29 protein-coding genes and 2 pseudogenes are annotated in these 18,210 nt (G+C 45.3%); 6 read left to right on the forward strand and 25 right to left on the reverse strand.

All coding sequences use genetic code 11. The features are described from left to right. Positions 1-11: 11 nt before the first annotated feature. The 4 genes from coaD to FPL14_RS02660 form a co-directional block, all read right to left on the reverse strand. Positions 12-542, reverse strand: a complete 531-nt coding sequence (gene coaD / locus FPL14_RS02645; protein ID WP_182301575.1) for a pantetheine-phosphate adenylyltransferase — start codon at positions 540-542, stop codon at positions 12-14. Continuing rightward, positions 539-1,147: a 16S rRNA (guanine(966)-N(2))-methyltransferase RsmD gene (gene rsmD / locus FPL14_RS02650; RefSeq protein WP_229263752.1), complete on the reverse strand. Its 609-nt coding sequence runs from the start codon at positions 1,145-1,147 to the stop codon at positions 539-541. Before rsmD ends, coaD begins: the two co-directional genes overlap by 4 nt. Before the next feature lie 446 nt (positions 1,148-1,593). Next, positions 1,594-1,860, reverse strand: a complete 267-nt coding sequence (locus tag FPL14_RS02655) for a YolD-like family protein (protein WP_182301576.1) — start codon at positions 1,858-1,860, stop codon at positions 1,594-1,596. Between the two features lie 151 nt (positions 1,861-2,011). Beyond that, entirely contained in the window at positions 2,012-2,386 is a 375-nt protein-coding gene (locus FPL14_RS02660) for a YhjD family protein (RefSeq protein WP_182301577.1), read from the reverse strand. Between the two features lie 448 nt (positions 2,387-2,834). On the opposite strand from FPL14_RS02660, the pseudogene FPL14_RS02665 reads away from it, so the two are divergent. Beyond that, positions 2,835-2,981 (forward strand): annotated as a pseudogene (locus FPL14_RS02665) (ATP-dependent DNA ligase); the annotation flags it as partial. An 8-nt stretch (positions 2,982-2,989) separates the two neighbouring features. Here the strand turns inward: FPL14_RS02665 and FPL14_RS02670 are convergent. The 4 genes from FPL14_RS02670 to FPL14_RS02685 form a co-directional block, all read right to left on the reverse strand. Next, positions 2,990-3,208 (reverse strand): phage terminase small subunit-related protein, encoded by a 219-nt coding sequence (locus FPL14_RS02670; RefSeq protein ID WP_182303820.1) that lies wholly within the window; start codon positions 3,206-3,208, stop codon positions 2,990-2,992. Positions 3,209-3,266: 58 nt separating this feature from the next. Continuing rightward, entirely contained in the window at positions 3,267-4,193 is a 927-nt protein-coding gene (locus FPL14_RS02675; protein WP_182301578.1) for a hypothetical protein, read from the reverse strand. Between the two features lie 275 nt (positions 4,194-4,468). Beyond that, the gene (locus tag FPL14_RS02680) at positions 4,469-5,074 is read right to left on the reverse strand and encodes a tyrosine-type recombinase/integrase (protein WP_182301579.1); all 606 of its coding nucleotides are present in this window, start codon (positions 5,072-5,074) and stop codon (positions 4,469-4,471) included. A 70-nt stretch (positions 5,075-5,144) separates the two neighbouring features. Continuing rightward, positions 5,145-5,438, reverse strand: a complete 294-nt coding sequence (locus FPL14_RS02685; protein WP_182301580.1) for a hypothetical protein — start codon at positions 5,436-5,438, stop codon at positions 5,145-5,147. A 214-nt stretch (positions 5,439-5,652) separates the two neighbouring features. On the opposite strand from FPL14_RS02685, the gene FPL14_RS02690 reads away from it, so the two are divergent. Then, a complete protein-coding gene (locus FPL14_RS02690) occupies positions 5,653-6,141 on the forward strand; it encodes a hypothetical protein (RefSeq protein WP_182301581.1) in 489 nt (162 codons plus the stop codon). Positions 6,142-6,194: 53 nt separating this feature from the next. Here the strand turns inward: FPL14_RS02690 and FPL14_RS29730 are convergent, their stop codons facing one another. The 4 genes from FPL14_RS29730 to FPL14_RS02710 form a co-directional block, all read right to left on the reverse strand. After that, positions 6,195-6,536: a hypothetical protein gene (locus FPL14_RS29730; protein WP_229263753.1), complete on the reverse strand. Its 342-nt coding sequence runs from the start codon at positions 6,534-6,536 to the stop codon at positions 6,195-6,197. A gap of 400 nt (positions 6,537-6,936) precedes the next feature. Then, positions 6,937-7,197 carry a hypothetical protein gene (locus FPL14_RS02700; protein WP_182301582.1) on the reverse strand — a complete coding sequence of 87 codons (261 nt, stop codon included), beginning with the start codon at positions 7,195-7,197 and terminating at the stop codon, positions 6,937-6,939. A 54-nt stretch (positions 7,198-7,251) separates the two neighbouring features. Beyond that, positions 7,252-7,401 carry a hypothetical protein gene (locus FPL14_RS02705; protein ID WP_182301583.1) on the reverse strand — a complete coding sequence of 50 codons (150 nt, stop codon included), beginning with the start codon at positions 7,399-7,401 and terminating at the stop codon, positions 7,252-7,254. Beyond that, the gene (locus FPL14_RS02710) at positions 7,391-7,702 is read right to left on the reverse strand and encodes a hypothetical protein (RefSeq protein WP_182301584.1); all 312 of its coding nucleotides are present in this window, start codon (positions 7,700-7,702) and stop codon (positions 7,391-7,393) included. The genes FPL14_RS02705 and FPL14_RS02710 overlap by 11 nt, the downstream gene beginning before the upstream one ends. 107 nt (positions 7,703-7,809) lie before the next feature. Here FPL14_RS02710 and FPL14_RS02715 point away from each other — a divergent pair, with 107 nt between their 5' ends. After that, the gene (locus FPL14_RS02715) at positions 7,810-8,049 is read left to right on the forward strand and encodes a hypothetical protein (RefSeq protein ID WP_182301585.1); all 240 of its coding nucleotides are present in this window, start codon (positions 7,810-7,812) and stop codon (positions 8,047-8,049) included. Between the two features lie 86 nt (positions 8,050-8,135). Here the strand turns inward: FPL14_RS02715 and FPL14_RS02720 are convergent, their stop codons facing one another. Both FPL14_RS02720 and FPL14_RS02725 read right to left on the reverse strand, forming a co-directional pair. Further along, the gene (locus tag FPL14_RS02720) at positions 8,136-8,594 is read right to left on the reverse strand and encodes an ASCH domain-containing protein (RefSeq protein ID WP_182301586.1); all 459 of its coding nucleotides are present in this window, start codon (positions 8,592-8,594) and stop codon (positions 8,136-8,138) included. 141 nt (positions 8,595-8,735) lie between these two features. Then, positions 8,736-8,987, reverse strand: a complete 252-nt coding sequence (locus tag FPL14_RS02725) for a hypothetical protein (protein ID WP_182301587.1) — start codon at positions 8,985-8,987, stop codon at positions 8,736-8,738. A gap of 89 nt (positions 8,988-9,076) precedes the next feature. On the opposite strand from FPL14_RS02725, the gene FPL14_RS02730 reads away from it, so the two are divergent. Further along, entirely contained in the window at positions 9,077-9,265 is a 189-nt protein-coding gene (locus FPL14_RS02730) for a hypothetical protein (RefSeq protein WP_182301588.1), read from the forward strand. Between the two features lie 19 nt (positions 9,266-9,284). Here FPL14_RS02730 and FPL14_RS02735 read toward each other — a convergent pair whose 3' ends face one another. Next, a complete protein-coding gene (locus tag FPL14_RS02735; RefSeq protein ID WP_182301589.1) occupies positions 9,285-10,082 on the reverse strand; it encodes a DNA adenine methylase in 798 nt (265 codons plus the stop codon). A 172-nt stretch (positions 10,083-10,254) separates the two neighbouring features. Here FPL14_RS02735 and FPL14_RS02740 point away from each other — a divergent pair, with 172 nt between their 5' ends. Then, entirely contained in the window at positions 10,255-10,971 is a 717-nt protein-coding gene (locus FPL14_RS02740; RefSeq protein WP_182301590.1) for a zinc metalloprotease, read from the forward strand. Between the two features lie 31 nt (positions 10,972-11,002). Here the strand turns inward: FPL14_RS02740 and FPL14_RS02745 are convergent, their stop codons facing one another. Beyond that, positions 11,003-11,143 (reverse strand): hypothetical protein, encoded by a 141-nt coding sequence (locus FPL14_RS02745; RefSeq protein ID WP_182301591.1) that lies wholly within the window; start codon positions 11,141-11,143, stop codon positions 11,003-11,005. Continuing rightward, positions 11,140-11,424 (reverse strand): RusA family crossover junction endodeoxyribonuclease, encoded by a 285-nt coding sequence (locus FPL14_RS02750; RefSeq protein ID WP_182301592.1) that lies wholly within the window; start codon positions 11,422-11,424, stop codon positions 11,140-11,142. Before FPL14_RS02750 ends, FPL14_RS02745 begins: the two co-directional genes overlap by 4 nt. 428 nt (positions 11,425-11,852) lie before the next feature. Between FPL14_RS02750 and FPL14_RS02755 the strand changes: the two genes are divergently transcribed. Further along, complete coding sequence (locus tag FPL14_RS02755; RefSeq protein WP_182301593.1) at positions 11,853-12,191, forward strand: WGxxGxxG family protein; 339 nt, start codon at positions 11,853-11,855, stop codon at positions 12,189-12,191. A gap of 78 nt (positions 12,192-12,269) precedes the next feature. Here FPL14_RS02755 and FPL14_RS02760 read toward each other — a convergent pair whose 3' ends face one another. The 8 genes and pseudogenes from FPL14_RS02760 to FPL14_RS02795 all read right to left on the reverse strand — a co-directional run bounded on the left by FPL14_RS02760 (position 12,270) and on the right by FPL14_RS02795 (position 18,191). Continuing rightward, the gene (locus FPL14_RS02760) at positions 12,270-12,746 is read right to left on the reverse strand and encodes a YhjD family protein (RefSeq protein WP_182301594.1); all 477 of its coding nucleotides are present in this window, start codon (positions 12,744-12,746) and stop codon (positions 12,270-12,272) included. Next, a pseudogene (locus tag FPL14_RS02765) lies at positions 12,743-14,001 on the reverse strand (DNA polymerase IV). Before FPL14_RS02765 ends, FPL14_RS02760 begins: the two are co-directional and overlap by 4 nt. Further along, entirely contained in the window at positions 13,991-14,188 is a 198-nt protein-coding gene (locus FPL14_RS02770) for a hypothetical protein (RefSeq protein ID WP_229263754.1), read from the reverse strand. Before FPL14_RS02770 ends, FPL14_RS02765 begins: the two are co-directional and overlap by 11 nt. Positions 14,189-14,368: 180 nt before the next feature. Next, complete coding sequence (locus FPL14_RS02775) at positions 14,369-15,691, reverse strand: cohesin domain-containing protein (RefSeq protein ID WP_182301596.1); 1,323 nt, start codon at positions 15,689-15,691, stop codon at positions 14,369-14,371. 180 nt (positions 15,692-15,871) lie between these two features. Beyond that, positions 15,872-16,240 carry a 4-fold beta flower protein gene (locus tag FPL14_RS02780; RefSeq protein ID WP_182301597.1) on the reverse strand — a complete coding sequence of 123 codons (369 nt, stop codon included), beginning with the start codon at positions 16,238-16,240 and terminating at the stop codon, positions 15,872-15,874. Positions 16,241-16,331: 91 nt separating this feature from the next. Next, positions 16,332-17,117, reverse strand: coding sequence for an ABC transporter ATP-binding protein (locus tag FPL14_RS02785; protein WP_182301598.1), 786 nt, complete (start codon positions 17,115-17,117; stop codon positions 16,332-16,334). Beyond that, positions 17,114-17,899, reverse strand: a complete 786-nt coding sequence (locus FPL14_RS02790) for an ABC transporter permease (RefSeq protein WP_182301599.1) — start codon at positions 17,897-17,899, stop codon at positions 17,114-17,116. Before FPL14_RS02790 ends, FPL14_RS02785 begins: the two co-directional genes overlap by 4 nt. Beyond that, positions 17,889-18,191 carry a thiamine-binding protein gene (locus tag FPL14_RS02795; protein ID WP_182301600.1) on the reverse strand — a complete coding sequence of 101 codons (303 nt, stop codon included), beginning with the start codon at positions 18,189-18,191 and terminating at the stop codon, positions 17,889-17,891. Before FPL14_RS02795 ends, FPL14_RS02790 begins: the two co-directional genes overlap by 11 nt. Positions 18,192-18,210: the final 19 nt, after the last annotated feature.

Consider the following 18,210-nt stretch of genomic DNA (forward strand, 5'->3'; position numbering starts at 1 on the left):
GCCTTCCTTCCTTATTTCCGTTCCCCGTCGGGTGCCACATGCTTCCCTTGCAGGGCCACTTCTACCGCCGGCGGAACCAGATCCTGCACGGGTCCGTTAAACTTAGCGATTTCCTTCACGATACTGGAGCTTAAGTAAGAATATTTAGGATTAGTCATCATGAACACCGTTTCGATGCCTTCGTCGAGCTGACGGTTCGTTGAGGCCATCTGCAGCTCGTATTCGAAGTCCGTAACGGAACGAATTCCGCGAACGATGACTTGCGCTTGACGGGAACGCATATACCTAACGAGCAAATCGCGGAAGCTGTCGATCTCCACGTTAGGCAAATCCCGCGTAACTTCCGCCAACAAATCTTTGCGTTCCTGAACGCTGAACAAAGGCGTTTTCGTCGTATTGTTGAGAACCGCGACGATGACGCGATCGAATTGCTTGGCCGCTCTGCGAATAATGTCCAAGTGACCGAACGTAACGGGATCGAAGCTGCCCGGATATACGGCGATCCGGGATTCTCGCTCCGTACGGGATTGATGAGGGCTCATTGTCCAGCCTCCTCTTCCTCGACCGAGGAAGGAGCGGGCTCCGCCTCGTCTAATGGTTGATAACGATATACGGACAACGCAATTTCTCCGTAGGTCGCGTATTTGGTTCTTTCGTATCCGGCGAAAGAATCGGCGTAAACGACGTCCGGATGGTGTTCGACGACCGCGATCGCTCCGTCGGCTACTAATCCTTTGGAGGCCATTTCCTGCAGCAATGCGTCGCAATCCTTCATGGCATATGGCGGGTCCAGAAAAATCAGATCGAAACATTTGCCCGCGCGTTCGAGAAGCTTTAATGCCCTGCGCGCATCGTTGCGATACACTTCGGCCTTATCCGCCAGTCTCGTCGAAGCGAGATTGCGCCGAATGACCTCGACGCTTTGCGGGCTGGTATCGATAAAGATCGCGCTGATCGCCCCTCGGCTAAGCGCCTCGATGCCCAATCCTCCTGTACCGGCGAATAGGTCAAGCACCCGTTCCTCGTCGAAATAAGGACCGATGATGCTGAATAGGGATTCCTTGACTTTGTCCGTTGTCGGACGGGTATTGCTGCCTGGCACCGCTTTGAGCGGATGGCCTTTGGCTTGTCCCGAGATGACTCGCAAGTTCTCAACCCCATTGTGATAGCTGTCTTGTATGGAACCAGGATGATTATAACTGGTGTTATGTTACCACAATCTCCCGTGTTACAAAAGCTTAGAAAAATCCCCTTTATTCGTGATTGTTCGCCCGTTAATTTTTTTCCTCGCCGACGTATATTTTCCTCGCGCCGGGTCACAATGATAGTACCGGCGCCGAGAGGTGTCGGGGACAACCGCGGAGAAGACTTACGTTTCCCCATAAGCTCTTCGTCCGGTTTCTCCTCTCCCATGAAGGCCCTCGTCGCGAGACGGGGGTCGACTTTTTATGTTAACTAGCGCTCGAAAGTACTGATATTATAGGGTTTACCACATTTCGTTTCGCGTAAAAACATCATGCTTAAAGACTTAAAAATGGTGGTTGGCAGTTATCTTCTTCACGTTTCTTCATATAATATCGTTTTTCAGCAAAATCAATCGGGGCTCTCAACTTTCATAATATCCATAAACGGAACTTTCGTTGTCGCTCCAGCACGCTGCACGTGAACGAGTTTAGTCCTAGCATCCAATGCGACGATCAATCCTTGGACTACCTCATCCACACCCCACACGGTTAGGACGACTTCCGACTCTTCAACCAATGCTTCGACCAGTCTTTCTCCGATTTCCTCAAGGATAGCTTCGTCCCGTGTTGGTCTTTTATCTTTGGCTTTCTTCTTTGGTTTTTCTACTGGCGGCATGATGCGCCCTCCTCATTAGTCATGTTCCCACCATTTAAACATTGGTTGCGTCTTAATCTGATGAATCTCCCATGCAAGTTCCGCGATCGATGGAACATATCGCATGTTATTGAGGATTCGGAGTATTTTTCGAGACGTATCGTCCAACATATTATTCGCGCACTAAATTGATGCTGGTGTATTGACTGGCCTTGTGCAGCACCTCTGTTCGGACGGTACTCCAAAGTAAAGACATCTTATGATTGTATCCACGACAAAGGAATTCTGATTCGATGGAAGATTTACTTCGTGTCTCCTGAACAATCTTGATTCCCCGTTCACGAAGCTGCCGTTTAATTCTGATATGCTCGTTAATAATGTCATCCTGAACCTTCTTTAATCCATTAACCAGAACAATATCCGTATTAAGTCCGGACTTCTGAATCGTAGAAATGTCATTATCAATGTAATTAAGCATAACTGGTATGACTATGGCGTCTTTAACCATTGCGCGCTCTTCATTTGTGACGTTTCTAGGTGTGCTCACGCTGTCCTCCCCACCGGCTGCATAGCCAGTATTCGATCGATCCTAAAAGGGCGAGGAGCTCGCTTGTCAAAGTCATACGCTAATATCCTACCGTCAACAATTCGATTAACTCGGATTGTTCGTTGCGTTATTCGGCCCTTTGCGTCCTGGTAAATGATTCGAACAATCTGCCCAATGTATTTTTCAGGCATGCCCCTCACCTCCATATCGAACGTTTGTTCTTATAATATAATACGAACGCTTGTTCTTATAAAGTTAAAAAAAAAGCCCCAGCTACGCTAGGTCTTCTCCAATCGGTGATTCCAGATTTGATTAAATCATTCAGATCCCTCATATTGTAAGCGATTGATTTGGGTTAACTTACCGGCATCGCCGTGCAATCCCGAATGATACAATCAGTCTATCAACCTAGATATACGGATGGTGTACACCAATGTTTATTTCCCCGATGCTCCTAGATAAGCGCGAAACGCCGTTCGACGACGATCGGTACATATTTGAGCCTAAGATTGACGGCCACCGGCTTATCCTTTCGATGGAGAACGGGACCGTCCGTCTTTTTACACGTCACAATAACGATGTAACTCGCCAATACCCGGAGGTTCACGACGTTCCGATAGAAGACAAATCCGACGTCGTTCCTGGAGCTCCTCGGGGTCGTTTTAGAGGTATTTCGTCCCACTTATCGACGAACTTCCATTTGCGGATTAATGAGGCAATAGTACCAAGTACGTCAGCAATTTCAGTGAGCTTCATCTCCCGACCACTTTTGAGCCACAATTTTAAAGCTGCCGATCGGTTTGTGCTTCTATCTCTAGGCACTGCATTTCACCACCTCCAAAAAAATAAAAAAGCACCCAAAATGGATGCTCTAGAGAACTTATTCTAAATTTATTGTATGGATTAATTCATACAATTCAGAGTTAGAACTGATGGTCTTTACTATTTGATCCCTTGAAATAGATTCATTTGTATGGAGACTAATTAATATTGAATCACCTTCTTCTAAGTTGTATTGATTTTCATCTACATCTTTTTTAAATACTTCAAACCAGTTAGCTTCTTTGGATCTACGTATCTTTACTTCGCTAATACGGACAGATTCATCCCATAGACTTTCAAAAATTCCGACTACATTAGACAATTCAAGCCCATTCCTTACAGAGAGCCTTACTCTTATTCGACGCATGTTCCTTGCCCTAGAATTATTACTCGAATGTACTATATTTATGTTATTGTTATTAAGTTTATCTTCAATTGAATTCAACCTACTTATAAGGTACTTTTCCAAGGATTGGTTTTCCCCGCCTGTATCTTCTTTTAATATTTTTAATTCTGCCGTGGCTCTATATATAGGATTATCTGATAGTTCTTCCTCCAAAGCACTTTGTATCGATATTTTTAATTCTTGCTGTAACTCGACTACGCCTTTCATATCATTTGTATAAAAAATAGTTCTTTCGTCATTTATGTCAAATGGAAGTGAGGTTCCTACTTCACAGATTACAACAACAGGTTTTCTAACCGCATGCCGGACAGCCAATTCATACATTACATTTGGATTAAGTGAGGTTAAGTTTACAATTACCAAATCATCTTCTAAGATATGCTTCAATATTTGGTTTGTAATAGAACCAGGATTCGACATTCTATGAGATACAAAGTACTCAATTTGTAAATCCTTTAATATGGGTTCAATTGTTGCATCAATAACTCCATCTGCGTGTCTTCTTGTTTCAGTGGCTGAATTGCCAATAGGCGTTATAATAAAGCATTTTTTTAATGGTTCCTTCACTGTTTCAATCAATTATCTCTCCCCCTTGAGATAATAGTATATTAACTTCCATAATCCGGCAATCGTAGTATTGGGTTTAATTGAGTTGAATGGTAACGTTCATGTTCTTTGGTAACGTGTTGTTCCATTAATCATTACTTATCACAATATCAATACCGCCTTCACCCTCCCAATAAATGTAACTAGGGTGTAACTTAACTAGATTTCTGTTGCACTCGTGAATTATCAGAACCGTTGATAAATCAAGCATTCTTCATTCTCTTTGGTCGAGTGCAACATTAACCGGTTTATGTGAAACTCAAACGTAGAATCATGTGATCCATCGCGTCCTGAGTGAGTCCTAAATAACCCAAAGTTTCCTCTTGAGTCTCATGACCAAACATCTCCATTAGTAACGCCATGACGAATGCTGCTTTCTCGGGAGGAGCGTTAGTAATTAAGTGATAGCCCCATGTTTTCCGCATAGAATGGCACCCAATTTCCTCAAGGCCAAAATGCTTGGCTGCCTTACTCAACATACGCCACGCTGTCTCTCTGCGAATCGGCAATCCAACTTCACAGGTTTTCGTTTTCTTTTGTCTTGAGGCGAATAAATATGCATTATCAGGCATATCGCGAATGTAAATTTCTAAATCTTCCCGATAATCTGGATGGATAATGAACTTCTTCTCTTTTCTTCGCTTTCGTTTTCGGTTCTTAGTTTTCTCAGCGATGAATGTAACGTGAAGTTGATTCCGCACCTGCCATACTTGAAGATTTAGCAAGTCCGCAATACGGAGTCCACTATGAATCCCCATCGAAAACAACAGATAATCTCGGAAGCTCCGAACTTTCAAATAGTTTTTGATCAGGACTATGATATTAATGTCCCGGATCGGCTGAACAAACTTCATACCACCACCTCACTATCGATTTGGACAAAAGAAAAAGCACCCGAAGGTGCATCTCACTATGGCAGTATTATTACTTCATACTTTTTTCTTTCTTAAGAAGATATTTCGTTCTTATTCTCTTATTGAAAAACTTCTTCATTGGCACAACGATTGTTTTTTCGAGGACAATTCCAGATTTCTTGGGTGATATTTGAAATACACCGTACTTATTTAATTCATCAACAATAACTTGATGTGTTTTGATTTTGTAGCCCTTTTTGAGTGGTTTTAGTTTGGGGATTCCTACCTCGACAAACTCTTTAATAATATTCGAGAGCTGCCCTTTTTCATTTTGATAACCATAATAATCTAAGTCAAAATCCATGTGAATGCTTCTTTGCATGCGATTTACTGTTATAAAACAATATAAACAAAATAATTACGTCCAATCCTTCAGTTACAATCTCACCAAAAAAAGTTTTAATATTAATAACTGCAAAAAACGACAGTAGTGAAAAAATATAAATTTTTACTATTTTGATAGATATCTGTTTCGGGCCCGGAGCGTTATCTATCACCACCAAAAGGAGGAGTTATTAATGAAATCGTCCAAGATCAGAAAGGTAGTGGCAGTCCTTACCCTCGTCTCCGCCGTGGTCGTTGGTTCTCAAAGCGCATTTGCAAATACGAATATTAATGAGCAAAATGACATTCAGAACAACGGCTACTACACGCCTGAAGCTTTTCTTGCTGGTGCTCCTTCCGGTGCGAATAACCCCTTTCTTTACAACAAGGTAGGGACTCTTAGCAGCAGTACGGATATGGATTGGTATACTATATCTTTCCCTTCTAACACCTACTTCCCAGGGGCTAAAGCTTTGATCACAATGGCATTTCCGTCAGGTTACTACGGTTATGTTGGATTGACGACCGAGACAGGCGGATATGTTCAAAGAACGATAGTTAATGACTCCCCTGGCATATTCCAATTCGAGTTTGAATTCCAGCCAAATACCATCTACCGTCTCCGCGTTGACAGTAACGGACCTAACCCCGGACCTTTTACGTACATTCTTGGGGTTGATTGATCCTCATATCGCGTCGCCCTTTCAAGGGCGGCGTTTTTATTTCACTTATTTTTTCATTTCCCCTCTCCCTTCTCCCCTAATAGAGATTGGAAATCGAACTCGCCCAATATCTTCAACAGCCGTTCGACCTTCGGCGCCCTCCATGCCGTCATAGCGTAGGTGTGTACCTCATCTGTAAAGTGGTAATGGTTGCATTCGATGTGCCATTTCGCCTCAGCCTTCGTTAGGAACATCGTATTTTCGCGGACGAAATGCTCCTTCTTCGTAGGAACAAGATATGCATCCTCGTCCATGTACTTAATAATCCATTCAAGCGCTGAGGTTTCGCAGCCGATTTCCTTGAACTCGTCCAGTTTCTCCCCAGAAAGTTCCTCGTCCTCTTCGATGTCTTTCAAGTAAGAATTGACTTCGTATGATTCCCCGGCGCTAGGAAGATTTACATAGTATCGTTCGGCGTTATCTTCCGTACACTCTACCCATTTAAAGTCGCCGACTGTCCAAAATCTCGGGATGCTTGGCAATCATCGCTTTGGTCGTTCAGCTCACGTTGTAATTCAGCCAAGAATTGAATATCTTCCCTCATTTGCTCAGTTATGCTCATCGTCTGCTCCCTTCTCCCTCAATAAGTGGTGGGTAATACCCGTTCGATCCTTCGGTGTATTCGATCCATTTCCTCTGGCGTCCGACAAGGAAATTTACAATCGTTCTTGCATTTGGAGAGATGACCGTCACATTCCGCGCACAGTCCGTTATCCTTAATGCAAGCGAGGGACGTCCGGCACTCTTTGCATTTTCTCATTCCGTTGCTCCCTTCTCCCTTGGGGGATAGGATAGGAGGATGGTACGGGCTACGTAGCCTTTATCAAGCACACTCCGTATCCAACCCTTTTTATCTCTGTTCCAAAATTCTTCATCAGCATAGCCGTTAAGCACCTTATCCTTAGCTGCTAATTCGGATGCCATGACTACATTGTCTTCGTTTAATCTGAATAACTGTTGAGCAAAGTCGTCCCGTTCCGCCTTGACCTGTTCTAACTCCATTTGCAGTTTGATCATTGGCTCTAATGGACTTGCACCGAACTTGATCTGTTCAAGTTCTTCCCTTGTCTGTTAGAGTTGATCTAGTAAAAAGCGAATGTCCGCCATAAGATCATGAACGGTATTGGCTTGGACGCGAACAGCCCTACCGAGTTTTGATTTATCATTAATCTGTGCTAGTCTCTGCTCATTAGGTTGTGATGCCGCTCCTTTATTGGTCATGTCCTGAATCCTCCAGACCGGCGAGTTCTTCAAGTGCTGACCATTCCGAACCAGCTCTTTCCCACTCGCCGTTTTTCATCGCAACTCCATACCTCACCATAGCCAACTTATACTCCAGTATCTTGCGGGTTACTTCTTCGGGGAATTCGGTGACGAACGTCTTAAAAGATGGGCTGTCGTCGTCTCCCTCGCCATTTAGTGAAATACCTGTTGTGTCCGAATCCCCTGTCTCAAAGATCATGCTTATATGATAAGGTGATACATAAACCTTTCTACCTGATCCTGTTGTCAGTTTAATCATGTCCTATCTCTCCTTTGCTTTATCGTCGTACTGTGTAGTAGTGCGCATTATTGGTGGAAAAGTTCTACATCGCCTGCTACAATCAAAGAAAAAAGGTGGCGCGGTTTATGAGTTCGGATCTGGAAAACGATGTGAAAGCACTAGGATATACTGATGAAGAAATTGAGGCCATTAAATACCGGATTTCGTTAAGGTTATCCTATGAAGAATGGAAGTCCTTTGTAATTCAAGACGAAGGGTTTATCTATGATCCCTATGATGATGAGTATTTAAGACTCCCTACGGGAAGAGTGATCCTCATTCCTTATGATATTTACAGTAGGGACATTCTCAGCCAAGTTGATTAGTAAGGATCAAGCTATGCAACAGACTTCATGTCTTACCGCCCTATCTATTGAACAAAATGTGTCTACTATTCAGGGATAGATCGGCTCTATCTCTCCTCCGTCCAGTTCCATAATCCTTGCTGCCCCTTCGCTTCTACAGGCACCGATAGTCGTTGAATGTCGTCCAGCTCCCACGCATAACGACCATCATCGTAATATCCGAATACATATTCTTTCTCGTCGATATTCCGGACGTTAAGGTCGTCCGCGCCGTGAAGTGGCTTTCCTCTCAGTAGTACGCCGTGAGTGTTGTCCCACTTCCAGACCTCTGAAAGATTGGCTATTGCAACAATTGCGCCGTAAGGGAGTTTTGTCCAATCCGTGATTCCGTGTTTTATCAAAGTATTTTTGATTTCCGGTACGGTCATCGCTTGAAGGTCGATCTGCTTTCCGGCGTGTATTACTATGGAGCCGCGATACTTAGTCGGCCAACCCCGCGTTTCAAAATGTTTCTCGCGGAGAGCAATCAGCATCGCCCATGGTTGATGGATGGTTATGGCTTTCATCTATCTATTCACTCCTTATAGTTGATGGGATACCTTATATGGATTAGTCTTGTTAAGTTGGTTGGGCTGTTTTTCGCACCCCATCATAATTAGCAGTTGTTCGGCGAATTCAGCAGCCTCAGCCTCTTCGCTCGGCAACAATTAACGGACGTACCGATGCCCGAACTTAAACGTTGTCAGAAGCCGCACAGAATCCCACGTCTTCGCCCATTTTACGATTCCGAATTTGACCCTTAACTCCTTTTTGTACCGCTGATAGAGTCCGTTTAGCGGTCTGTTGTTGTCCTGTGCTGTTCGAAGGTCTTGTCCGGTAAGTTGTTGAATGACTTTTGCGGTAATGTCGGCTTGAAGCAATTCAAATTGCTCTGGAGTTAACATTTGAGTCACGCTCATCCTGCATCCTTCTCCATTAAGGAAAATATTGTCGTTCTATATCTGAATGTGTACAATCGTGAGTAGCAATCAATGAAAGGTAGGCCAACATGACAGCAGAACAATGGGAAACTTTCTTTTGCCTTTTTGGTGTGGCTATAGTTTTCTTTATTGCAGCAAACATCTTAAATAGATTCAATGTGGGCAGCGTGGAAAGGCTAACGATAGGTACTGTCGTCTTTTTTGTGGGCAGCATTGTCTATCTTGTTGCTGGACTGCTAGGTTTCAGGCTATTTTGATAACTTAAAAAAGTGTTAATTACCTCCCGGCGTGTTCGGCTGCTATTGGATTGATCCAAAGTACTTCGGTTCGAGGCTTGCCGCGATCCGCTGTTGCCGCCCTCTCATTTCTGGTCCAATGCCCTAAACGATCGTCATATAACGGATGAGCATAACCCGATAAGATTACTGGACCGGGATGCTTGTCCAGCGCTTCTAGGAGTTCATGGTGGTCATCTTCGTTCATTTCATGTCGGTACATCCTGGATGATCGAGTAGATAATACATATGGCGGATCCGCATATATGCACACCTCGGAATAGCGATAGCGCTCAAGAATCTGCAAGACTGGCTGTTGTTCAATTTGTACGTTTTTTAATCGATTGGTCGCTTCAATGATCTCCTCAGGGGCATCAGACCACTGTGCTGGCCAAAGTTTATGCGGAGCTTTATCGAATTGGATGTTGCTGCGCCATCCGGTCCGATCGCTTGTCTTAGCTCCAATCGCTTGCCAAGTCCGGACCAAGAAACGGCGCGCTCTCTCTACCTCGTCCTCAACCGGTTCGTATGAGGTGTAATACTCCTCACGACTATACGGTGTCCATCGAACCAAATGAGCTAATTCTTCCGGACGGTCCCGGATAACCCGGAAGAGGTTTACCACATCACCGTCAATGTCGTTAATCGTCTCTAGAGTACTCGGGGACTTATTGAAGAACACTGCGCCGGATCCGAAGAACGGTTCAAGGTACGTACTATGTGGTGGCATATAACTGATAATCCAATCGGCCATGCTCCACTTGCTTCCGGGGTAGTGTAATATCCTTGGGGCACTCATTAATCATCCCACTTATACCTGATGTTCATGGGTATTCATCCTTTCACTCTGTTACTGTCATACATTCCCCTTGTATCTGCTGAAAAACTTTGTCCCGATCTAGCATACTAGCCCTTACAATTAGCAATCTGAACCATATCCTGAAAAGAAATCTTAAACAGGTGGTGCTCTGGTGAAAATTAAGGCAGAACCATTGAATAGATGTGCGCTTGTAACGATATATGGCACATCTTCATATGCAAGAAGATCATTGATTCTCCCTTTGCAAAAAACCATAAATGAAAAAGTTAGTCCCTATTTCAAGAAATGTGGAATAAATCTTTATTCAGTGGACTATGCGAATGTCACTTGTCCATTTCCAAATAGCCCCCCAGGTGAAGTTAGAGCCGGTTGTTTGTCAGGAATCTCCTGTCCCCCTACCTCTTTAATGAATGAACAAATGATGGATGCTTTTTCTGGGGCAAACATAAAAATCGGTGATCGAACTTTCCCACAAATCATACTGGTGGTTTCTGGGTTTAATTTCCCTGGTGTTATTTTGGCTTGTACTGTGGCTCGTACTAAGAACGGAATTAAACGTCCATTTATTTGGTTATCGCAAGCGGCGAATGATGATCCCATAGTAATCGCACATGAGATTGGTCATGCATTAATGGTACAAAGGAATAGTGCCAGATGTAGATCAGATCCCGATCCTTATTCTAAAACCGACCTATGTCATAATAAGAACAAACGAAATATCATGTATCCAAACCGAACTGAATTGATACTACCAGTGAGTTTTACGAAAGCTCAGTGCGATTTAATGAAAAAAAGCTATTTAATTCGTCCCAATTGTCCTGATTCACAGATTTTAAGAAGAAAACTATCTAGGCGCCAACCATCGTAAGCAGGTTACTTCCTTCTTACTTCATAAACCCTCAATCTAAGCAAAAGTATCCTTTCCCTATCCGTTCGATATCGTCGTCCGTAGCCCGAGAAACTACAAACGATTCTCCGTGGACGACTAATACTGTTTCTTCCCCGTCTTTCAGGTCCTTAAGCTGATCTAGTAACTTCAAGATGCGACCTCCTGCAATTTGTAAATTTCCATTTCGATTCGTGGGTTTGTCCTATCTATTTGCCAATCAATGACGCGAGGTAGCGCGTAACGATCATTCGTATAGATCCCCGCATCCTCAAGGCAATCAAGCAATAGTTTTTGACCATTGTGAGTGTCGCGTATCCGGTTGTCCGGGAAGTAGTACCACAGGTTGACGACGACTTTTCCTTTTGCTGTTTGCCATCCGGACTTATTTCGCCAGAGCCTAGCGAGTAGAGTAGCTTGATCCACTTCAATCATGATTGCAAAAAATGTTCATTCAAAAGCAATTGCGAATCGACTGAGATGGAAAAGCACAAAAATGGTGGATCGCTACGGAAAGATATTTTCATCAGTCGACGAGGCTGCTGCCGTAGTATTTGAGGATGTACTTCCAGGGAAAAAGAAAACGTCAAATGGGTAGCCATTGGCAGTTAGTTGGCAGTTATTTTCTTCATTGTTCTTCATTACTTATCACCATATTTCTTTATTTCCGCATATATACAGGCGTTATATCCACTATTTCACCTCATATCATGCAGTATCATATACAGCGTCCCTCCTCTCCCATGAAGGCCCTCGTCGCGAGACGGGGGTCGACTTTTTGTTTCAAAAGGGATACAGGATAATCGATATGCATTTGGACAAGTTAAGCCTATAACAAAAATCCGGAAGCGAGGAAACAACGTATGAAAAAAGTGTCGATAGCCCTTATGATAATGGTCTTAATCGCAATCCAACTTTCCGCTTTTGCAGCTGCGAATACAACCGATGCAACTCGAACGAACGATCCGACCCAACTTGGACGCGCCGTTCCCGATACCGGAAAAAAATCCAATGACGACATTGGAATTACGGAAACGAACGGAAATAGGATCCACGACACAAACGTAAATCGTTCATTCAATAATCTAAATACGATTAGAGCGACAGCAACAAATACAAATAATAAATTTAATTGGAGCTGGCTTGGTTTACTAGGATTGCTCGGATTAGCCGGTTTAACCAAGAATCGTGGTCGCGCTTAAGCGTTGATTACCTATCGTGTTCTTGCACTCAACCATAAAGCCCTCGTCGCGAGACGGGGGCCTTATGTTTGTTCCTAATTATTCCTTATGCTCTTTGATTTCAGGGTAAATAATCGAACTGGCGTACCGGGCTAAGCGGACGCTGATCTCCGTACGCAATGTCTCTCTAACGATACCGAACTTGTCCTCATACCCGCGACAAGCGTATCGATGATAAATAATCCCGTCCGCCGTCTCATCATCGAATACTTTTATGTTCCGAGACTTCATCTCGCGACGGAGCAAAAATAGATCATTGCTGATCCTGTCCATTATTAATTGGATTAACTGTTCAAAGAACCTTTTAAATAAATTAGGCGACCGTTTAACCTCTTGCAGGCTCTTGTCGCACAACGTAAGCATATGAGGAAACATGATGGAATCGCGAATCATCGTTAGCTCTTCCGTCGTTGCTCTTCCTATATTGGACTTGTTATGGCGATTCTGATATTGCTCTTGATGTTCCGTCAATAGCATCTTCGACTTCCAACGCTCGTTTCCATCAAGTTTGGTCATTTATAGTGTCCTCCGATTTGCTCAGAACGTTCTCTAGCTACTCCGGCTGCCAGTAGCGATGATGCTCTCATGATAGCTCCGCTCCCATATCGGTCCTTGATTTGGTCGGTCGTTCGTTCGATTTCGTATGCCGCTGCCCGATCGTCAAATAACGTAAGCTGATAGGCGCTGTCGTCGGTGAGCTGCGTAAGCGAAATATAAAGACGGCTCACGGGAAGTCCATGCCAATTGTCGGCAAACAGCTTTAAAGCAGCCGCAGCGACTTCATGCGTAAGGGAAGTAGCATGGGGAAGCGTCATTTGCCGCCCGAATCCCGTTGAACGATCGCCGTCTGTTTCAGCGGCTCCTACAGAGACGACTCGGCCTAAGTACCCCAGCCTGCGCGCTCGCCTGCACACTTCGACAACGAGTTCGAGGAGTACGACTTCGATATCCGCTATCTTTTTGTACAGATTGCTTCTTAACGCCTTTCCGTGGCTTACCGATTTGAGATTTCCGCGTATCGAAGCCACAACCGGGCTCGGATCGATCCTCGTGCGGTCTGCCAATAGTATTCGGCTTGAATATCGCTCTGTTTGCCCATACGTTGCCTCAACCGTCTTTTGAAATCGGCAAGCGGCATTCTGGCAATATCTCCGATCGTCTGAAGTCCCATATACATAAAATGCTTCGTCATCCGGTTGCCCACCATGAACATTTGATGCACGGGCAGCGGCCAAAGATCCGTCTCCATATTCTCGTATCCCAGTCTAAAAATGCCGTCCGGTCTTTTCTTAGCGAAGTTATCCGTTGCCATTTTAGCTAGAATTTTGGTCGGGCCGATCCCTACTCTAGACCACACTCCCGTCGACAACAGAATGCGTTCCTGGATATCGTGGGCGATCTCATCCGGGGCGCCGAAGGTCGAAATAGACCCTGTCACGTCTAGAAATTGTTCGTCTATGCTATAAGGCTCAACTTGGTCGGTAATGGATTCGAATATTTCCGTGATCAATAAAGAAATCGTAATGTATCGTTGCATCCTGGGCCGTATAACCACAAGGTCCGGGCATTTGGCAAGCGCCTCTCCTACTCGTTCCGCCGTCGTGACGCCCTTTGACTTCGCAAGCGGGCAGGCAGCAAGAATAATGCCTGATTTCCTCTCGGGATCGCCAACTGCTATCGGCTTATCCCTAAACTCCGGATGCGCCGCTTTTTCGATTGAGGCATAAAAGGACTGGCCGTCGACTAAAAATATGGTGCGTTCAGGAGGCATGTAAGCTTACCGGCAAGTGGGACAAGATACGATCTATTCTAAAGGGGCGATGAACTCGTTTCTCTAAATCGTAAGCGAACACTTTACCCTCGGCGATGTTACGAATACGAATCGTGCGTTGCGTAATCTTCCCTTTGGCATCTTGGTAAATAATCTTTACGATCTGCCCAATGTATTTTTCAGGCATGCTCCTCGTCTCCATAGCGAACGTTTGTTCCCTTATTATATGGCGAACACTCGTTCTTATGCAAGGGATAAACGGACATCTAATTTTGGTAAAATGCCAAAGGGAACGGAAGGAGTTATCAGGTTTCAAAACGATAAAAAGACCCGCCGGCAGAAGCCAGCGGAGTCTTTGATATTCCATTTAAGCATTCAAAGGATAGTTCGTATTGTTCAACATTTCGTTTACGATAAACAATAAGTCGTCATCGTTAATATGTTCGTCTCCGGCTTGATCGGCATCATGCTTCGAGTGATCGGTGTCTGCCGCTAGTTTGCCGTAGTAGAATCCGTCAATCGCCAAATCGACCAGAGTGTACTCTCCCGTTCTATTGACGTCCTTATTGCCTTCAATCACGATCGTATCCTCAAGGCACGAAGAACCTTCCAGGTCATACTCGTCCTCTGTATCCGCTATTCTGCATTCGAGAGCGTCTACTTTAGCCGTACCTTTGGCCTTGCCCGAGAATTTCAACTTTAGAAATACTTGCTCTCCGTTAATCCCGTACTGCTCGCCCTGACTTGCGACAATGAAACGAAGAGTTCCGTTCTCATCGGTAGGTTGGTTGTAGATTTTATAGCCAGGAACTTCTTCGAATCCAACGTAGTTAAGAAGCGTGCTGTCGTAATTGATTTTGAAGTCTTCTGCGTAGATGTTGCTTACGTTTTTCAGAAGGATATCAGAAGTGAATTGTTCACCGACTTTAATTTTGTCTTTATCTATTACAACATCTAATGCAGCAGATGAAGGTTGGGGAGTAACCTGTACTGCGTTGCTTTTGGGTGACTCATTCCCGCTTGCGTTGATCGCTGTAACCTGGAATGCATAAGTAGTGCCATTTGTTAATCCCGTTGCCGTATAAGTTGTTAATGGCGAAGTAACGGTTGCTAAGTAATTTCCGTCTTTATAAATTTTATATCCGGACACATCGGAATCAGAGGACGGTGTCCAATTCAATACTGCCTGTTTATCGCCAGACGTGGCAGTTAATCCAGTAGGAGCGGCAGGCACGCTTGAACTTATAGCGGAAACAAAAATCTCATTTGAATAAACTGCTGAAGAATAGAATGAAACATACCGAACTTGCGGGTAGTTAACGCTTTTATATGAGGTGTCATGTGCATCAAAATTATAAGTGTTGCCTATTTTGTTTCCTTCTACATCGTAGAAGCTCATCTCTCCGCTTTCCTGAGAATTATACTTAATCGTTCTAACATCGAAAGTTGAATTAAGATCAATGTATATCCTGTGGCTTCTGTAAAGATCATATGTCGAGTCATCGTCATCCACGATATTACCTTTAAAAGCATAATTATATTCTGTTGTAAGAGGGGAATCGACAGTGTCGTTAACTCCATATAGCTTGTTGGGAAGAATGTTTGGCGATGGATGAGCCGCAAATGCGGATGGCGATAACAGACCTACGAATAATGCAATACTAAGTAATGCTCCTAATACTTTCTTCAATTGACTTCCTCCTTTTATGTAATGCTCCTATCATAAGAGGAAATATAAGGAATTAATAGACTGATAATCTACAAATTTCTACAATATACTTAAGGGTTAAAACAGGAAAATCCCGGAAAATTCAAGAAACCCCCTGACAAAAGAAAAAGCCCCGCCTAAGCGGAGCCTTCATCGTTCTCTCTAAATATCCGTACCGAAAAAATCGCGCACCTGTTTATTGGACCATCCGCCGTTGCCAGGATCGCTAACCGATCCCGCAAAACCGGGCTTGGGCGGACGGCCCGGGATCGACGGCGCTCCGGGAGCGCCGCTCATTCCGGGGATAGATGGCAATCTGGAGCTTGCCGAACGGGTAAATCCGACAATGCCCCCTGAGCGATCTCTGAGAACGCCCTTATCTAACCACCCGATCGGTTGTCCCGTCAGCGAGTAGACTTGCTGCCCTTGATACACCCAACCTAAATTGCGTCCGTTGCGGCTCACCAATCTATCCTCTTCGACTAACAGGAACGAGGCTTGTCCGGTTCGGTCGAAATACCAATCGCTCATCGGAAGTTCCTCCGGCTTTTTTTCCCAATTATAGCACGATTCTCTTGTCGCAAGTCGAAAATCGTAATAAGATTCGCCGGTATCTTCCAAGTTACGCGCGAACATTCCTCTCTCCGAGCAAATCCAATACTTCCTGCTTTAACTCGACGAATGCCGGATCGGTCCATACGTCGGGACGTCTTGGCCTCTCGAAAGGAATGACAATCTCCCGCAGCACGGTTGCCGGGGCGGACGATAAGACGTAGATCCGATCCGACAGCACGAGCGCTTCCTCTATGCTGTGCGTCACGAACAGCACCGAGCGCCTGTCCGCCTCCCATAGCTCCAGCAGCCAGCGTTGCATGTCCGCCCTGGTCAACGCGTCCAGCGCGGCGAAAGGCTCGTCCAAGCACATCACGTTGCGCTTCATGAGCAGGGCGCGCAAGAACGAAACCCTCATCTGCATCCCTCCGGACAGAACATGAGGATACTCTTTCGCTACTCCGCCCAGTTGGATTCTTTCCAACCATTCCAACGCAAGCCGTTTGGCTTCTTTCTTCGCGGATCCCGCTGTGACCAATGCGGAGGAGATATTATCCTGAACCGTCAACCAAGGAAACAAAGCCGCTTGCTGCGGCATATAGCTGATCAAGCCTCGTTGCCCGGTCGCTTCGTTGCCATCGATGACGATCCGTCCTTGGTCCGGACGTTCCACGCCGCCGATCAACCGGAATAAAGTCGATTTGCCGCTGCCGGATGGCCCGATCAACGTCACGAACTCCCCGGCCTTAACGGCCAAGTTAATATCGGACAACACGGGAACCCGATCTTTGCCGCGGAAATACGCTTTATAAATTCCGTTTAACTCCAAGGAATTACGGGTAATCGAACCGCTCATGAAGAAGCCCCTTTCCAATCGCCCTGAGAACGAGGTCTCCAACGAATCGTCATTCGTTCAGCAAATACCACCGCATAATAGAACAGAAAACTTAACGTCACAATGCAGACGATCGACCCGAACACGCCAGGTTGGTCGAATCCGTTGAACTTAAGTTTCAGGTAGAACCCGATCCCTTTGTTCGCGCCTAGCCATTCCGCTACGATGGCCGAGGACACGACGTAGGTAGCCGCGATCCGCAAACCTGAGAATAAATAGGATAAGGAAGCCGGAAATTCAAGTCGTTTCAGCCTTTCCCATCGCGAAGCTCCGATCATCCCCAAGTATTCGCGCAACTGCGGCTCGGCTTGCCCGAGCCCGACGAGTATCGATAAGGCAACCGGAAAAAAGCAAACGAGCACAAGCAAAATCAATTTAGGCGTCCAACCGAAGCCGAACCAAATCATAAGAAGCGGCCCTAGTGCGATTAGCGGAACGTTCTGCGACAACACCAGCAGCGGGGCGAATGCTTCCCTGAGAAAAGGGACGACATGCAGGAATACCGCCACGACGATGCCGATCGCCAAGCCTGATCCTAATCCGATGAGAGCTAACTTAAAGGTGGCTAGCACGTGCTCCCACAGCATGGCGGAGTCATCGTACATGGTGGTTGCTATATCCCAAGGCGAAGGCAAAGTATAAGTCTCGATCTTGAAAACGACGCACACCGCTTGCCAGATGCCGACGAATGCTAATAAAGTCGCGACGGGCAGCAAAATTCCTCTTAGCTTCTTATTGCCCATCTGGATACTTCTGCAACAAGCGAGCCATCGATGCGCCTTCTTGACCGTCGACGACCAATTTGATTTGCGACATGACGGAAGGGCTGCCCATCTCGAACATGGCGGCGTTCATCTGCTTAACGATATCGATTAGCTGATCGAGATCGCCTTCCATCGTCGTCTCCAGCGGCGCTACCCTGTATGCCACTCCGGATTGTTTAATGATCTCGATCGCCCGGTCCACGTAGGGGATCACTTCTTCTCCCGCTTTAACCTTCGGTAAAATCTGTATGCTTAACAAAGCTTGCGCCATCGCTCATCTCTCCTCGTTC

Source organism: Cohnella cholangitidis (genome assembly GCF_014107495.1).
Taxonomy (GTDB): domain Bacteria; phylum Bacillota; class Bacilli; order Paenibacillales; family Paenibacillaceae; genus Cohnella; species Cohnella cholangitidis.

What these genes read in the sequence shown, in the direction of transcription:
- FPL14_RS02785 (WP_182301598.1), bottom strand. Translation starts at nt 17,117, where the DNA reads ATGAGCGGTTCGATTACCCGTAATTCCTTGGAGTTAAACGGAATTTAT.
- FPL14_RS02730 (WP_182301588.1), top strand. Translation starts at nt 9,077, where the DNA reads ATGACAGCAGAACAATGGGAAACTTTCTTTTGCCTTTTTGGTGTGGCT.
- FPL14_RS02700 (WP_182301582.1), bottom strand. Translation starts at nt 7,197, where the DNA reads ATGATCAAACTGCAAATGGAGTTAGAACAGGTCAAGGCGGAACGGGAC.
- FPL14_RS02760 (WP_182301594.1), bottom strand. Translation starts at nt 12,746, where the DNA reads ATGACCAAACTTGATGGAAACGAGCGTTGGAAGTCGAAGATGCTATTG.
- FPL14_RS02715 (WP_182301585.1), top strand. Translation starts at nt 7,810, where the DNA reads ATGAGTTCGGATCTGGAAAACGATGTGAAAGCACTAGGATATACTGAT.
- FPL14_RS02710 (WP_182301584.1), bottom strand. Translation starts at nt 7,702, where the DNA reads ATGATTAAACTGACAACAGGATCAGGTAGAAAGGTTTATGTATCACCT.
- FPL14_RS02795 (WP_182301600.1), bottom strand. Translation starts at nt 18,191, where the DNA reads ATGGCGCAAGCTTTGTTAAGCATACAGATTTTACCGAAGGTTAAAGCG.
- FPL14_RS02725 (WP_182301587.1), bottom strand. Translation starts at nt 8,987, where the DNA reads ATGAGCGTGACTCAAATGTTAACTCCAGAGCAATTTGAATTGCTTCAA.
- FPL14_RS02750 (WP_182301592.1), bottom strand. Translation starts at nt 11,424, where the DNA reads ATGATTGAAGTGGATCAAGCTACTCTACTCGCTAGGCTCTGGCGAAAT.
- FPL14_RS02780 (WP_182301597.1), bottom strand. Translation starts at nt 16,240, where the DNA reads ATGAGCGATTGGTATTTCGACCGAACCGGACAAGCCTCGTTCCTGTTA.
- FPL14_RS02755 (WP_182301593.1), top strand. Translation starts at nt 11,853, where the DNA reads ATGAAAAAAGTGTCGATAGCCCTTATGATAATGGTCTTAATCGCAATC.
- FPL14_RS02690 (WP_182301581.1), top strand. Translation starts at nt 5,653, where the DNA reads ATGAAATCGTCCAAGATCAGAAAGGTAGTGGCAGTCCTTACCCTCGTC.
- FPL14_RS02735 (WP_182301589.1), bottom strand. Translation starts at nt 10,082, where the DNA reads ATGAGTGCCCCAAGGATATTACACTACCCCGGAAGCAAGTGGAGCATG.
- FPL14_RS02770 (WP_229263754.1), bottom strand. Translation starts at nt 14,188, where the DNA reads ATGCCTGAAAAATACATTGGGCAGATCGTAAAGATTATTTACCAAGAT.
- FPL14_RS02685 (WP_182301580.1), bottom strand. Translation starts at nt 5,438, where the DNA reads ATGGATTTTGACTTAGATTATTATGGTTATCAAAATGAAAAAGGGCAG.
- FPL14_RS02655 (WP_182301576.1), bottom strand. Translation starts at nt 1,860, where the DNA reads ATGCCGCCAGTAGAAAAACCAAAGAAGAAAGCCAAAGATAAAAGACCA.
- FPL14_RS02705 (WP_182301583.1), bottom strand. Translation starts at nt 7,401, where the DNA reads ATGACCAATAAAGGAGCGGCATCACAACCTAATGAGCAGAGACTAGCA.
- FPL14_RS02680 (WP_182301579.1), bottom strand. Translation starts at nt 5,074, where the DNA reads ATGAAGTTTGTTCAGCCGATCCGGGACATTAATATCATAGTCCTGATC.
- FPL14_RS02790 (WP_182301599.1), bottom strand. Translation starts at nt 17,899, where the DNA reads ATGGGCAATAAGAAGCTAAGAGGAATTTTGCTGCCCGTCGCGACTTTA.
- FPL14_RS02720 (WP_182301586.1), bottom strand. Translation starts at nt 8,594, where the DNA reads ATGAAAGCCATAACCATCCATCAACCATGGGCGATGCTGATTGCTCTC.
- coaD (WP_182301575.1), bottom strand. Translation starts at nt 542, where the DNA reads ATGAGCCCTCATCAATCCCGTACGGAGCGAGAATCCCGGATCGCCGTA.